The following is a 14,885-nucleotide window of genomic DNA, read 5'->3' on the forward strand; positions in this document are numbered from 1 at the left end:
TCACATCTATATCAACTGTATAGTTCGGAGAGGTACCCGAGACTTTCATCGTACCCGTTTTTGCAGGTAATAAGATGTCATTTTCATCAATTTTTGAATCTCCGTTAGAATCAACTTTAACATATAACTGATTAGCAAGATGCTTGCCGGTTACATCCTCGTATTTACCATCTATACGTAAGATAGTAGGAATAAATGTTCCGGTAGAAAACACTGTACCTGGAGCGGTTAGGCTGGCAAAGATGTAGATGGAGGAGCCTTTCGTAGGGTTTTTAATATCTATTTCTGCATCAGAGAGGATGAAGGTTTTCTCATACCTTCCACCGTAGACACCGTTATCTATGATTGCTCCTTTGTTGAGCGTATAGCTTGCACCATCTATAGTGGCTGTACGTTCAGGCTGTGGCAACGGCTCGATTTCTTCTTTTTGGCAGGAAACCATTGCCAACAGGCCTAGAGCGAAAAATGGATATAATAACTTTTTCATAGTTTTATTTTTTAAGGTTAAAGAATTAAAACTTTAGACCAAACGCTAGTCCCGTACGGATCCCAAAGCCACTAAAAGAACCTGCATCAATGCTGTCCTCGTCTCCGCTCTCTACCTTCACCTTTCCGGCATTGTAGCTGGGGCCAAAAAAAGCATCTACAACAAAGTGCTCCCCGAATATCCATTGGTTTCCTATGGTTAAACCGCCACCAAAAGTGTTCAATGAGCCCTTTGCCTCCATACTTGTTCCACCTTCAGACATATCTGCTTTTATCTTAAAAGACTGATAGCGAAGAAATGGTGCTAAGTAGAATCCTGCTGGTGCTTGTTTAGACTTACTTAGGTACTTGCGAAATTCCGGTGTTATGCCATAGCCACTGAACCTAGTGTCATCTGCTTTGAAGTTTGTATAGAAAACACCCAACTGCAGACTCTTGTCATCAGCGATTGCATGTTCATAGAACACAGAGCCCGTTCTAACGACAGGGCTAAGAACGTTGACCTTGATCAGGCTGCTCTGAGCCTGAGTAGTTCCTGCTGAGATAGCAATTATTACTAATTGGAGTAAAAAGAATTTTTTCATAATGGTATGTGATTATAATGATTTGTTGTTGATTATTTTGCTTAACTAACTGATACAAAGTTAAGCTGGGGCATCCTCCGGATTGTGCGCAGAAAAGATGATCTTGAGAAATACGTAGTAGTACTTAGGCCATCTTACTTCAGACAGAACTGAATGATTAAAGGGTATAGGGAACAGAGTTGACGGTTAGTGCTTAACATAGAGATAAAGTCGTCTCTTTCAGGATGTAAAATCCTGTTTTTTGTATACATTTAGTAGAGTTTATTACCTATTTATTTAACAGCCTATGCGCGCTCTGTCTTCACTATTTCTTCAGGTGCTCCTAAGTAATTCCAGAAGCATTATGCTGCTGCTTTTTCTGCTGATGGCATGCAGGATCAGCTTTGCTCAAATGTCTGCAAATGATACCCTGCGCGTGCAAAAGCTTTTGCAACTTGGGCAGGATGAGCTTTATAAGGACAGCCTTGAAGCTGCGGAAACTTATTTTTTAGAAGCCGGCAAACATTCAAAAAGGATAGGTTACAAGAGGGGAGTAGCTACTTGCTTAAGGTCCAGGATACAGGTACTTGACAGGCAAGGGCGTTATGCAGAAGGTGTTGCACTGGCCCTACAGGCTGTTGAGGTTAGTAAAAAAGTAGATCAGAAAGATCTGGCCAGGTCCTACAACTTCCTTGGAAATATGTACCACAGCCAGGGAGATGTAACTGCAGCATCTACAGCCTATTTGTCTGCCCTTAAGATTGCACAGCGAATTGGAGATGTACCTAACCAAAGAATGTACGGGACAAATCTTGCTACTGTAATAGGGGAAATCGGTGACTATGAGAAATCTTTCAGCTACGCTCATGAAGCCTATCAACTGGCAAGGCAAACACAAGATAGCCTTGGTATGGCTAAATGCCTTACAACAATGGTTCAAAGCCAACTAGGGCTCAGCAACTACGATGCGGCATCAAAGTATTCGTTGGAGCAGCTACAGCTGGCTAAAAAATTGGCAGATCCCGCCTTGCAAATTCTTGCCTACTTTAATTTGGGCGACCTGGAAATAGAAAGGAAAAGATATAGCGACGCGCTCACCTATTACCATCAGGGCCTGCAGGTATTGGAAAACTACCCCTCCCCAGGGCATGAGTTTGCTATCTCTATGGGTATCTCTACTGCCTGCCTGAAACTAGGAAAGCTGAGTCAGGCAGAAAATTATTTCAAAAGAAGCATAGCCCTTGCTCAGCAGGTTAACGCACCTCTGTTTCTAAAGCCTGTGTATCAGTTGGGGTATGAACTTTATGAAAAGAAGAATAATCCTCAACTGGCACTTGACTATCATAAGAAATACGGGGCCTTAAATGATTCGCTGGTAAGTGCTGAGACCCAACAAAGTATACAGCGTATGGAGATCGAGTATCAGACGGCGCAAAAGGAAATGGAAATCGCGCAGCAAAAGCTGGTGCTGGCTCAAAATAATCTGGAGATTGAGAAGAGGAACAGGTTAATATACTTGTCTCTGGCTGTGGTTTTAATACTTCTCTCCGTCGTTATAGCTTTTTATATGCGCTACCGCGAGAAGCAAAAAACGAATGCACAAATACTTCAGGTTCTGAAGCAGGAAAGTGAGCTAAAGGCGCTTATGGCTATGATAGAGGGAGAAGAAAAAGAAAGAAGCCGACTGGCCAGGGAGTTGCACGATGGGGTAGGAGGTATTTTATCAGCTGCCAAAATGCATTTGAGCGTGCTTCAAAGTGAGGTTGATTGGGCAGGGCAGACAGATAAGTTCCAGCACACATCGTCTATGCTAGATGCTGCTGCCCGGGAAGTAAGAAGTATTGCACATAACCTCTCTCCGGAGATGTTCCTGCTTTATGAACTGGATGAGGCACTGTCAAATTTCTGCAGAAGCGTTAGCAATGCCTACCTTCAGGTAGACTTTTACTACCTGGGTGAAAGCATCAGACTTAAAAACAGTTTCAAGCTGGTGCTCTACCGCATGGTGCAGGAGTTAATTAATAACATCATCAAGCATGCAGATGCTACACAGGCGCTGGTACAACTCAGTCTTCATGATAATGTACTACAGCTGACGGTGGAAGATAATGGTAAAGGCTTTGAAATGGCTGAAGGTAAAGGCATCGGTCTTGCTAATCTGCAGGCACGTGCAAAAGAAATGCACGGCGAGTTAACCGTTGAAACATCGCCTGGTAACGGTACCACAGTATATGCCGAATTTGACATTACTCCTTTTCTTGAAAAGGACACTGCTGAAACCATAGCTGTTTAAGATATAGTCATGATACAAGTAGCCATCGCCGACGATCACCTCTTAGTCATCGGAGGCCTCAAAGCCATGCTGGAAAGCAAAGAGCAGTTTAATTTGCTCTTTGCGGCAACTAATGGGGAACAACTTTTAGCTGCCCTGCAGGTACAAACTCCTGATGTACTTTTACTTGATATACAGATGCCTGATCAGAGTGGAATTGAGTTATGCAAAACTGTTACACGGCAGTATTCCGGTACTAAAGTTATAGCACTCACTAATTTCGAAGAGTCGCATTATGTTAAACAGATGATGCGTAATGGTGCACAAGGCTATTTACTTAAAAACACCGATCAACCAACCCTTTTTAAAGCCATAGACACCGTTTTGAGTGGGCAGCAGTTCATTGACCCCCAGATCCAGAAAAATATGATGGAGGAGATGCTAACGGGGAAAAAGCGCAACCTGCAACAGGTGTTGCTCACTAAGCGTGAAGAAGAAATTCTGGCCATGGTTGCCAAAGAGCATACCAATCAGGAAATTGCCGACGCTCTCTTCATCAGCTTGCGTACCGTACAGACCCACCGCCTGAACATTACTCAAAAGTTAGGTGCTAAAAATACCGCCAGCCTGGTTAATGAAGCACACAAGAGAGGGCTGATCTAAGGTGCTACTATAACTCAGAGCCGCCCTGTCTTATAGTAGTAAATTAGGTACCCTTCCAGGTTTAACCTTTTAAAGGTTAAGAGCGAGGCTGCATTCCAAATAGCTTGTTATACCAATTGTTTTAGTCCAGGCTTATAAACGGTTGTGTTGGTCCGGGTGAGATGTTCGGGGCAGCAGTAAAATGCCCAAAGATCCTGTGTTCGGAACGCAACAAGAATTGTGCAGCAGTTACAGGGAAGGTGACACATCAGCCTTATATAGAAAACTTAATTCTGATTTTTAGCCGCTTTTTTTAGGGGCAGTTGGTGCTGTGTAAATATGTAATCAACAGAAAAGGCAAAGAATGGGTTTTGTACATAAGAAATTGTATAACTACAGTAAAGCTGTCGTTCCCACCAGCTCTGTTTTACTTAACAACCCCTGTGTCTTGATGAGAAAAAAGGAAAAAAGTAGAAGGAGGGAAAGGAGTAAATTACATTAGTGTCTAATTTTAAATGTTGAAATTCAGTTACTTGTAACCATGAGCTGTTCAATGAGGTATTATAAGAGGTATATGCAGGCAAGTCATGAACTCAGGTTCCGGCGGCACTGTATAGCTTACTATTTTACCAACTTTTTCTATAAGCTATGAAAATTTTTACTTTTAGAGTCCTCATCAAAAGTTTTACTCTTCCAGCGTTATTCACGGCAAGTCTTCTTTCTTCCTGCAATACAGCCTCCACCACACAAACAGCCACTGATGCAGCAGCTGACGTTGAAGCTGTGGCAGTGGAAGCAGTGACTGTGGCAGCGGCTCCTGCTGCAACTGCGATCAACAGGAATCCCGAAGTTGAGGAAACGCTCTGGAACCAGCACGCCAGTATGAAAACAACCATCAACAGCAGCAACGTAGGCAGCATGGCGCTTAACTGGAAGTACGCTACGCCCACACCTGTCAGCCACACACCGCTTGTTGATGAAACTGGTATCTATTTCGGAGATTGGGGGGGCACCGTTTATAAAGTGGATGCGAGTACAGGCAAGCTCATTTGGAAAAAAGAAATTGAAAAGCCACAGACCATGTGGCCATGGCATGGCTTCGCTGGCACAGGAACTCTGGGTGAAGGTAAGCTTTTTGAGGCGAGTGTGGAGGGAACTGCGTTTGCGTTGAATCCGGCTACAGGGGATGTGCTCTGGAAGACAAGGTTTACAGATGATACGGAAGCAGGTAATTTAAGCACGCTCCTGTATCATGATGGGCTTGTATACATTGGCGTGTCATCAGTGGAGGAGCCTATGACAGGTATGAAGAAGGACTTTAAGCCAGACTTTCAGGGTAAAGTTGTAGCATTAAGAGCCAGTGACGGAACGCTTGCATGGGAGCGGGTGTTAGTGGAGCCGCCGCACAACGGCTGTGCTGTATGGAGCTCTTTTGCACTGGACCCGGACCTAAACATGCTCTATTTCACGACCGGCAATAACTACACAGGGGAGGCAACCAATATGTCAGATGCGATCATAGCCGTGGATGCCAAAACTGGGCAGGTGAAGTGGCATAACCAGGTAACCCAGCACGATGTGTGGACAAAGGCAGACCAGAAAGGCCCTGACTATGACTTTGCCGGAGGTCCACAGCTTTTCGTTGCCGATGTGAACGGGCAGCCCCGCAAACTGGTAGGAGCAGGTCAGAAGAGCGGTATCTTCTATTCCTTTGATGCCCAAACAGGAGAGAAAATCTGGAGCACCAACATCGGGTACGGTGGAATTGATGGGGGTATGCACGGGGAAGCCTCTATTGGAGATGGCTCCGTTCTTACCTGGAGCAACAACAGCTATGTACACACCATGCCTCCCGATAAAGTAAAGATTTCAGTCAAGAAACTTAATGCAGCCACAGGGGAGCATCAGTGGGTGGTGAACCATGCGCAGCCAGCCGCCATCGTGCCGGGCTACCTGGCAAATGATGTTTATTTCCTCGGGTCACTGGACGGCACGCTCCAGGCCTATAATGCAAAAGACGGAAAGCAACTGATGACCACAAAAGTCCCTGCTCCGATCATTTCATGGCTTTGGGTAGATGGTAATAACCTGTATTTCGGGGGAGGCGTTCCCGGTATGTTCAAATGGGCAGACAAGGGAGAGAATGGAGTGTATGCGTATACTGTGAAGCGGTGAGGCTACTGCTATTGCTTCATGGTGCTAAACTGCTGTTGGCGAGGTGTGGTGTTTATTTGCCTAAATACCTGATCTGTAGAAATCCGGCATACTTGTTCCCGCTTTCGGGTCCCGGTATGGCCGCGCCAAAAGCAGTGATCCAGCGGTAGCTGAGCTTACGTCCGAATCCGGTGTTGCTATAGCTTCGCGCGGTGTTTCCCAGGATGTAATCCACGGAGAAATTCAGTTTCTTTGTAACAGGTACTTAAAGTTAGGCAACAGTTCAAATTTCCTTTCATCCATAACTAAGAGGTATCATCTCCATGGTATGCGCCTGGTAAGATCAAGTTGTCGCTCAGGATCTTTTCTCCGTACACGTAAGGAAATTAACAAAGGCACTTAGTAAGGACAGAATGAGTTTCAAGTGGCTTGCGTGGGCGTAGTGGCAGCCAATTAATAAGCGGAGAAAAACCCTCTAATTTTATCTGTAGAATAAATTACCTAAATTACTGCTAGGTTAATGTATAAAGTGGCTTTGAAGGGAGGGAAGTTCTTTCTGTTAACAGAGTCTACGTAATTTAGCAATTCACATTCTCAAACATAAATCGTCCTATGAATTCTTCAAACTGGAAGAACCTTTCAAGAGGTGTTGTGTGTCTTATGACAGCTAGTTCCCTTTTATTTGTTCAAACTTCTTGCCAGACCCGTCCAAGCGAAAATAAGGTTGTAAGCACTGACAATTCCAGAATTGTGGAGTTGGAAATAACACAGCTCCAGCAGAAGTATAAGGACGGCACCCTAACCTCAAAGGAGGTGGTTCAGGCTTACCTGAATAGGATAGAGCAGATAGATAAAAATGGTCCGGCGCTGAGTTCAATTATTGCAGTGAACCCGGATGCTGTACAAATTGCCGAAGAGCTGGATAAGGAGAGGAAGGAAGGAAAAGTAAGAGGCCCCCTGCATGGCATACCCGTTGTATTAAAAGATAATATTGACACACATGATAAGATGCCAACTACTGCCGGGTCCAGGGCTTTAGCGGATTCATACCCCTTGCAGGACAGCTATCTTGCAAAGCAGTTAAGAGAAGCCGGAGCAGTGATCATCGGAAAGGCCAACCTGAGTGAGTGGGCAAACTTCCGGGGAGAGCTATCCACCAGTGGCTGGAGCGGCCTGGGCGGGCAAACAAAGAACCCATATGTACTGAGCAGGAACCCCTGCGGATCCAGCTCAGGATCAGCTGTAGCTGTGGCTGCTAACCTTACAGTGCTCGCTATCGGCACGGAAACAAACGGGTCCATTGTCTGCCCATCGCATGCCAGCGGTATTGTAGGCATCAAACCAACGGTAGGCCTGATAAGCCGGTCCGGAGTGATTCCCATCTCTTCTACACAGGATACGCCTGGGCCAATGGCCCGGACGGTACGCGATGCTGCCATCGGCTTGGGCGCCATGGTGGGGGTAGATCCTGCAGATGAGAAAACACTGGATAGCCAGGGGAAATTTTATAAAGATTACACCCAGTTCTTGAAGGCAGATGGCTTGAAGGGAAAGCGAATTGGTTTTTATAAGGCACCGCTTGGTGTAAACTACAAAGTGGATTCACTGATGTACAAGGCAGTTGATTTTCTTAAGAGCCAGGGAGCCGAAATCGTGGAGATAAATGAGATATCCAGTCCTGGAGTAGGTAACCAATCATTTGAGATCATGTTGTATGAATATAAACATGGCTTAAATGAATATTTTAAATCTCTCGGGCCTGATGCGCGCATTAAGAGCATCGAAGACTTGATAGCATTTAATAAGGCTGACACATTAGAGTTGCAGCACTTCAACCAGCGCTACCTGGAGATGGCTCAGAAGAAAGGAGACCTCAACTCGAAAGAATATAAAGAGGCATTGGCTAAGCTGATGAAAGGCACTCGGGAAGAAGGTTTAGACAAAGTAATGGACAAACATAAACTGGATGCCATCGTGGCCCCTACAGGAGGTCCTGCCTGGAAAACAGACCTGGTTAATGGGGATAGCTTTCAGTTGGGCAGCTCTTCCCCAGCAGCGCAGGCGGGGTATCCGGCCATTACCGTACCCATGGGTTTTGTGGGAGAACTTCCGGTTGGTATCTCTTTCTTCGGAAGAGCTTGGAGCGAACCAGTTTTACTGGAAATAGCCTATGGCTATGAAACGGGGACCAAACACCGCAAAGCTCCAAAGTTTCTGCAGTAGTCTAAGTAGAAGCTTTGAGTTTTGAGCTTTCAAGCTTATCTGCCCTATAACAAAGTAGCATATTTATGCAGAAAGGGTAATTTCAAAACCAAAAACGAGAAAAATCGAGAGTGAAAATAATATTAGCAATTGGGTCAGGTAGCTTTATCGGCGGTGCGCTGCGCTACCTGCTTTCCCAGTTTGTTCAGGCAAGGTACCCTGCCGCTTTTCCTTACGGCACCTTTAGCGTCAATATAATCGGTTGCCTTCTTATTGGTGTTGTCTTTGCAGTGGCAGAACGGAATAACCTGCCACAGGAGTGGCGGTTATTTCTTGCAACCGGGGTACTTGGCGGATTCACCACGTTTTCTTCCTTTTCATACGAAACAGTTATTTTGCTTCGTGATGGGCAGCACTTTCCTGCAGCAGCATACATTTTTGCTAGCATAGTAGTGGGGCTCCTTGCCACCTTCATCGGTATAGCTCTTGTCAAGCTGTTCTGAGATGGCGCTTCACTCGTGAAAATACTTCCGTTTTATTCGGTCCATAGGGTGCCGACAGAGTAAGTTTTCGCTTTTCCGCTTAGGTGTATCCTGCCTCCCATGTCGAGGCAATATAAGGAGCCCTGCCTTGCGGAAAGCTGCCTTGCCTTCAACTCTTTTTTATTTAGCCGCCCGCTCCAGTAAGGTACCAGAGAACAATGGGCTGATCCCGTAACAGGATCTTCCAGAATGGAAGACTGTGGAGTAAAATACCTGGAAACAAAGTCGCAATCAAGACCAGGTGCAGTAACTACCACACCGCCCGGGTCAAGATTTATTTTATCAAAGGATTGGCGGTCGATAGTAATGTTCCTAATCTCCTGTTCCGTCTCATAAACCAATACATAGTCCCTTGATTTTAAGACTTGCTTAGGCTGTATGTTGAGGGATTCTCTTATGATTACCGGCAGTTCTGAAGGTGTAGGGTTTCTGGAGGGAAGGTCCAGGGTGTATGTGTCCTTGTTTGCAAAGACAGTTAACTCTCCACTTAAGGTGTCAAATACAAGGCTGTCTTTTGGGTAGCGTAGGATTGCCTTTAGCACATGTGCAGTTGCCAGGGTAGCATGTCCGCACAAATCCATTTCAATTTCAGGCGTAAACCAGCGTAGATGAATTCTTTCTCCGTTGTCTATAAAGAAAGCAGTCTCTGCGACGGCATTCTCCCTGGCAATTTTCATGAGCAGGTCATCAGCAGGCCAGGAACTGAGCGGAACAACGCAGGCAGGATTACCACCAAAGATGTGATCCGTAAAAGCGTCAATTTGATATAGGTCTAACTTCATAAAATATTGTGCAAGTACTTAACGGCACCAAAAGTTGATTTCTCTTGGCTTTACTTGCTCCTCAAAGGTAGTCAATGCTTCCCTATTGGCTTTATCTGTGGATTCTTTGTCTATTAACTTCGCCTCTTTTACTCTTTCCTGTTGTCCTGCCTAAGGTACAGGGGTAAGACTTTTTTAAATACGAAACTATAACTAATGAATTCTTTAGAAGCTAATTTAAACATGCTGATGATATTGCTTAGGTAGCCGACCAGGCAGCTCCCAGCCTTCTGGTTACCAGGAGGTATATGGGTAAAAAAAAAGCCTTACCGGAGGGTAAGGCTTCTTCTATGGGTTTATACTTAAAACTAAGCGCGCTTTACGTTAACCGCGTTCAGTCCTTTTTTTCCTTCCTGCAGTTCAAAGCTAACTTCGTCGTTTTCCCTGATCTCATCTATAAGGCCAGAAGCGTGTACGAAGTATTCCTGGTTTGAATTTTCATCTTTAATAAAACCGAATCCTTTTTCGTCATTAAAGAATTTTACTGTTCCTCTATTCATATTGTTTTTTGTTATTATACACCTACTACATTCGCAGCGGTATATTTGTTCATTATTTTCTACAATATACTGTAAATATTTTACAAAACCATCTTATTCTCATTTATCAGGTTCTTTTTTTTAATTAAATTTTTAGATCATTTGTAACAGTTCATCATATGCAGTAGCTACAGATACTACAGGCACAGGTAAGAACCTATGATTTAAAAAGTGAGGGAATAACAATGAAAAAATATACCTGACCAATGCCTTTCATATTACTTTAGCAATCACACAGAAATAATGCTGTTATCGGATAGGACAGTACAAGGTGCCTACGAATTGATTAATCAAGCACAGAAAGCAACTTGTCTCTTGTGAGTGGCTTTTGAACTAAAGTTGCAGACAGATGCCTTTCAGCCAACTCAATGTCCAGCGGACTCTGAGAACCACTGAGCAGGACGATCTTTGTATCGATGAGGTTCACGTACCTGAGTTTTCCTAGTTCTTCCAGGAAAGCAAACCCACCCATACCATGCATGTTAATATCAACCAGGATGAGTTGAGGCAGTTCTCCCTTTTCTAGAGCATCCTTAAGAATAGCCAATCCTCCCACGCCATCATGTGCAGTACGAACATTTGAGCCGATACCCAGGGTATTGAGTAAGCGCCTTGTCAGAAAAATACTAGTCTCGTCGTCGTCCACAATTAAAATGCGACCTATCTTTTCCATAACGGGGATTCAAGTTGGTTTCCAATAGCTATACAAGCTATGAAATTATTCCGGATAGTTGCCGAATGTGCTAAATTATTTATTTGCAATTATTTCAGTGAATCAGGATAATAGGAACAGCGGCTTGTTAAAAGTGTTTATAAAAGCTTGTAGATTATTTTCCTTTAAAATACTTCACTTTATACCTCACTTAGAAAAATGGGAAAGTAGCAACGGTTCCGCTCATTCAATCATGTTTGAAAGTATTGGGTATTTGATGTAAGTCCAGTGGAATGTAACTACTGTTCGCTTACGGCACCGGTTGCGCTGAAAGGTGAGGAGGAAGCTGCTTCAGAGCCATCCAGCATTGCTTTGATCAGTGCCACATCGAGCAGCATTTCGGGTATGAACTTGAGGCGGAATGCTGCAATTATGGCATGCACCTCTGAAGATTGTTCCTCATTGAGCATAGTTGTTTTTAGTTTGGGAAAACTCAATTGCTGTGAGGCTAGCTCTGCTCGCGCAATAAGCTTATGTTTCCGCTCTTCATAAACAGAGGTGCCAACAATTGGCTGGAGGCGATTCCAGGTTTCTTCCAGAAAATCCGGCCAGTTTCCGAGGCCACGGAAGTAAGAAGATACAAGCGGATGACCATGTGATTCCTTAATTGATTCGAAAAGATCCTGCACCCGGTCAGACGCTTTGTCGGGATCTATCATCTTTACCTTAGTGGTACCTTTTGCCGCACCCAAAGGAATTTCTTCAGAGGCATTTTTTATTTGGTTGCTGCTGCCATTCTCTGCATCTAAACCAAAAGTAGATTCTTCGAAGGCAGTAGTAAGGATGAGTAGCTTGGGAAGAACATAGTGAATTGTATCGTTGAAGGACCGCAGCTTGTTTATATCATGGATGTTTTCCCAATCCACTTCCGACACATCAGGCACAGGTTTTAATAAAGCCTCGTTACGTAGGTTATCTGCAGCCTGCTCAAAAGCTTTGGTACGCAGCTTAAGGCTTAGTTGCTCCCAAAGGTGCAGAAAGTAGTCTGGATAATTGGCCAGTGTCCGGAAGATCAGGTTAACAATCGGAACACGCAACGTCTGCTGAATAGATTCATAAACAGGCTTTATCCGCTCATCGGCCTGGTCGGGCATGATGTCAGGTAAGTTTGCGATAATCTTCATTCCTCTTTCTATATCTTTGGTTCTGTCTCTTCTGCCTTCCATACCGATGTTTTAAAATTGAACTATTTGATTTCTGCTTAAGTCTGTTGTGATTCACCCCTTACATGCTTTTCTTACTGTGGCGTTGATAAGCACAGCAAGAGGGCCACGCGAACTGTTGAAGGGTATTACAGATAAGCTATACGGCATTTATTCCAAAGCACACAAATACAGCCTCTGCTGTACGTGGAAGAGGAGATATAGAAACAATGGCAAAGACAACTAAAATCCAGTTGAAAGTACTGCTCTATACAGGCAATGCTTTTGATATTTTACTAAGTAATGTGTTTCTTACCTAACAAAAGCCGTTGGTAAACCCATTCTGATCCAGAAAATGCCATTCATCCTGTTACCCCTAACGCAGAAAGTACTTTAATCTCGTTTAAGGGTATAAATAGGATATTTGTGGAAGAAAGGGTTTAACAAAGTTCAAAGGTTAGTTACAAGAAACAAGATTAGACAATGAGTACCAGATCAGGAGACCAACAAAAGAAGCAGCGCCAAAAAGAATTTAAGGAAAGGAAAGAACATCAGAAGTCCCTTAAAGAAGCGGCAAAAAAAGGTAAACGCGATTCAGCAGGAAATGATGAAACTGGGAGGATTCCCAAAACCGAAGACTAATGCTGTCTCTTTCTCTTTCAGAGTATTACCTGGTTCCTTGCTTTAATATAGTGTAGTGGTCCCCATAAAAATCAAGACTAGTAATTTTGCATCTTATACAACAACTAGGCTGGAATCGTGCTTTCTTCTGCTTTGATCCAGATGCCTCGACTTCGGTATACTGTATAACTACTAAAAGAGAATCCAAGGTGGAACTTATCGAACCAAAAAAGCCGCCCCATTTGAGGTGAAGCGGCTTTTTGCTGAGGTAGACCGAGGATGGAATTATCGAACCATTTCCACAGGGATTCAATGGTTTTGAAAGATCATCTAGCGGTAGGAGAGGTGTAGGTATTTCTCAAGTTAGGGCTGCTTAATGGCAGTTAGCATCTTATACTCCTTGAGTTTAAAAGATTAAAACAAAGCGATGTATAAAGTTAGTCTGGGTGTTATTGCTTCTTTTTCTTGTCTGCATACCTGTAGTAGAAAGTAAGCAGGGTAAGGAAAGTTAGGAATATGAGGAGGTGCAATGTATTCATGGGCATTTATGAGAATTAATACATAAAATATAAAATCCGCCGCCATAAACGACGGATTTTATATTTCATTACAAATCGGGTTAACTTACCAGTTCTTTTACAGGTAAAGGTGTCTCAGATGCTTTCCCTAATTTACTATGCCGACGCCCATAGAGGAAATAAATGGCAACTCCAATCGCCATCCACACTATGAGCCGTAGCCAAGTGTCTCCACCAAGATTAACCATCATATAGCCACAAATTAAAATCCCAAGAATAGGTATAAGCGGCACAAATGGCGTTTTGAAGGGACGCTTCAAATCAGGGCTGGTGCGGCGCAGAACTATGATACCGGCACACACAATAACAAAAGCCAGCAGGGTACCAATGCTAACCAGTTCACCAAGTAAGCCTATAGGGAAAATACCGGCTATGATAGCAGCTACCACACCTGTAATAATGGTGGGTACATAGGGTGTGTTATATTTGGGATGTACCTTTCCGAAGAATGCCGGAAGCAGACCATCTCGGCTCATAGAGTAAAAAATACGTGGCTGAGCCATCAGCATTACAAGCACTACCGAGGCCAGACCAGCCACTGCACCCACTCCAGTCAGAAAATAAAGCCACTTTAAACCAGGTCCGGCTGCCTGTAAGGCCAGCAACACTGGGTCAGGTACATTCAGGGATTCATAAGGAACAATACCGGTCAGCACCAGCGACATCAGCACGTACAGTATCGTGCAAACTCCTAAAGATGCAAGCATACCGATTGGCATGTCACGCTGCGGGTTTTTGGCTTCCTGGGCCGCTGTGCTCACTGCATCAAATCCGATGTAGGAAAAGAACACAATGGCGGCGCCGGCAACAACACCTTGCCATCCGTAGCGGGAACTTCCATCCGTCAGAATCTCTTTGCCTGGAATAAATGGTTCCCAGTTGGCAGAGTCTACATACTGAAAGCCAAACCCGATCACCAAAAGAACAATGACCACTTTAACCACAACAATGATGTTATTGAACTTGGCAGATTCTTGTATTCCCACTACCAGTAAAGCTGTCATCACCAATATGAGAATTATGGCTGGCAGGTTAATGATTGTACCTGTTGCCTCAAAAGAGGCCCCATTGTAAGCAAGCGGTGCGGAGGCTATGGCAGCAGGTATTGTTATACCCAGAGATTTGAGCAAGCTTACGAAGTTTCCGCTCCACCCTACAGCCACAGTGGCTGCCCCAAACAAGTATTCCAACACCAGGTCCCAACCAATGATCCAGGCAATAAATTCACCTAGCGTGGCGTAACCGTAAGTGTAAGCGCTGCCGGCAACAGGAATCATGGATGCAAATTCTGCATAGCACAGACCCGCAAATAAGCAGCCCAAACCTGCAATCAAAAAGGAGATAACAATGGCAGGTCCGGCAGCATTGGCAGCGGCTGTTCCTGTTAAAACAAATATACCTGCGCCTATTATAGCGCCGACACCTAACATGGTGAGGTTAGAGGCTGTGAGGGTTCTTTTTAAACCGTGTTCCCCGCCCTCTGATTCTTTTATTAATTTTTCGACAGATTTTGTCGCGAATATGTTCTTAGCCATCTTTTTTGAGATAAAAGATTAAATATTTTCATTGGCCAACTGTGCGCTGGCAAGGCATTAAACTCTTTACCTGATT

The 14,885-nt window shown here is 44.2% G+C and carries 14 protein-coding genes; 6 read left to right on the top strand and 8 right to left on the bottom strand.

Annotated features, from left to right (window positions below):
- On the bottom strand, nucleotides 1-487 hold a 487-nt coding region (locus ACFSRY_RS12910), incomplete at its 3' end, for a hypothetical protein (RefSeq protein ID WP_377508086.1).
- A 25-nt stretch (nucleotides 488-512) separates the two neighbouring features.
- Complete coding sequence (locus ACFSRY_RS12915; RefSeq protein ID WP_377508089.1) at nucleotides 513-1,070, bottom strand: DUF3575 domain-containing protein; 558 nt, start codon at nucleotides 1,068-1,070, stop codon at nucleotides 513-515.
- A gap of 286 nt (nucleotides 1,071-1,356) precedes the next feature.
- On the opposite strand from ACFSRY_RS12915, the gene ACFSRY_RS12920 reads away from it, so the two are divergent.
- From ACFSRY_RS12920 to ACFSRY_RS12930, 3 genes are all read left to right on the top strand, one after another.
- Nucleotides 1,357-3,342 carry a tetratricopeptide repeat-containing sensor histidine kinase gene (locus tag ACFSRY_RS12920; RefSeq protein WP_377508092.1) on the top strand — a complete coding sequence of 662 codons (1,986 nt, stop codon included), beginning with the start codon at nucleotides 1,357-1,359 and terminating at the stop codon, nucleotides 3,340-3,342.
- 9 nt (nucleotides 3,343-3,351) lie between these two features.
- Nucleotides 3,352-3,984 carry a response regulator gene (locus ACFSRY_RS12925; protein ID WP_377508095.1) on the top strand — a complete coding sequence of 211 codons (633 nt, stop codon included), beginning with the start codon at nucleotides 3,352-3,354 and terminating at the stop codon, nucleotides 3,982-3,984.
- Between the two features lie 627 nt (nucleotides 3,985-4,611).
- Complete coding sequence (locus ACFSRY_RS12930) at nucleotides 4,612-6,138, top strand: outer membrane protein assembly factor BamB family protein (protein WP_377508098.1); 1,527 nt, start codon at nucleotides 4,612-4,614, stop codon at nucleotides 6,136-6,138.
- Between the two features lie 52 nt (nucleotides 6,139-6,190).
- Here ACFSRY_RS12930 and ACFSRY_RS12935 read toward each other — a convergent pair whose 3' ends face one another.
- Nucleotides 6,191-6,352: a hypothetical protein gene (locus tag ACFSRY_RS12935; protein ID WP_377508101.1), complete on the bottom strand. Its 162-nt coding sequence runs from the start codon at nucleotides 6,350-6,352 to the stop codon at nucleotides 6,191-6,193.
- A gap of 377 nt (nucleotides 6,353-6,729) precedes the next feature.
- On the opposite strand from ACFSRY_RS12935, the gene ACFSRY_RS12940 reads away from it, so the two are divergent.
- Entirely contained in the window at nucleotides 6,730-8,340 is a 1,611-nt protein-coding gene (locus ACFSRY_RS12940) for an amidase (RefSeq protein ID WP_377508104.1), read from the top strand.
- A 110-nt stretch (nucleotides 8,341-8,450) separates the two neighbouring features.
- Entirely contained in the window at nucleotides 8,451-8,822 is a 372-nt protein-coding gene (gene crcB, locus ACFSRY_RS12945) for a fluoride efflux transporter CrcB (RefSeq protein ID WP_377508107.1), read from the top strand.
- 32 nt (nucleotides 8,823-8,854) lie between these two features.
- On the opposite strand, the gene ACFSRY_RS12950 is transcribed toward crcB, so the two are convergent.
- The 4 genes from ACFSRY_RS12950 to ACFSRY_RS12965 all read right to left on the bottom strand — a co-directional run bounded on the left by ACFSRY_RS12950 (nucleotide 8,855) and on the right by ACFSRY_RS12965 (nucleotide 12,099).
- Entirely contained in the window at nucleotides 8,855-9,643 is a 789-nt protein-coding gene (locus tag ACFSRY_RS12950) for a PhzF family phenazine biosynthesis protein (protein ID WP_377508111.1), read from the bottom strand.
- Between the two features lie 347 nt (nucleotides 9,644-9,990).
- Complete coding sequence (locus ACFSRY_RS12955; protein WP_377508114.1) at nucleotides 9,991-10,182, bottom strand: cold-shock protein; 192 nt, start codon at nucleotides 10,180-10,182, stop codon at nucleotides 9,991-9,993.
- A gap of 325 nt (nucleotides 10,183-10,507) precedes the next feature.
- Entirely contained in the window at nucleotides 10,508-10,894 is a 387-nt protein-coding gene (locus tag ACFSRY_RS12960) for a response regulator (RefSeq protein WP_377508117.1), read from the bottom strand.
- Between the two features lie 278 nt (nucleotides 10,895-11,172).
- The gene (locus ACFSRY_RS12965) at nucleotides 11,173-12,099 is read right to left on the bottom strand and encodes a halocarboxylic acid dehydrogenase DehI family protein (RefSeq protein ID WP_377508120.1); all 927 of its coding nucleotides are present in this window, start codon (nucleotides 12,097-12,099) and stop codon (nucleotides 11,173-11,175) included.
- Between the two features lie 459 nt (nucleotides 12,100-12,558).
- Here ACFSRY_RS12965 and ACFSRY_RS12970 point away from each other — a divergent pair, with 459 nt between their 5' ends.
- A complete protein-coding gene (locus ACFSRY_RS12970; RefSeq protein ID WP_377508123.1) occupies nucleotides 12,559-12,717 on the top strand; it encodes a hypothetical protein in 159 nt (52 codons plus the stop codon).
- Between the two features lie 598 nt (nucleotides 12,718-13,315).
- Here the strand turns inward: ACFSRY_RS12970 and ACFSRY_RS12975 are convergent.
- Nucleotides 13,316-14,809: an amino acid permease gene (locus ACFSRY_RS12975; RefSeq protein WP_377508126.1), complete on the bottom strand. Its 1,494-nt coding sequence runs from the start codon at nucleotides 14,807-14,809 to the stop codon at nucleotides 13,316-13,318.
- Nucleotides 14,810-14,885 lie beyond the last annotated feature (76 nt).

Origin of the sequence: Pontibacter locisalis (assembly GCF_042684605.1) — a bacterium.
Taxonomy (GTDB): Bacteria; Bacteroidota; Bacteroidia; order Cytophagales; family Hymenobacteraceae; genus Pontibacter; species Pontibacter locisalis.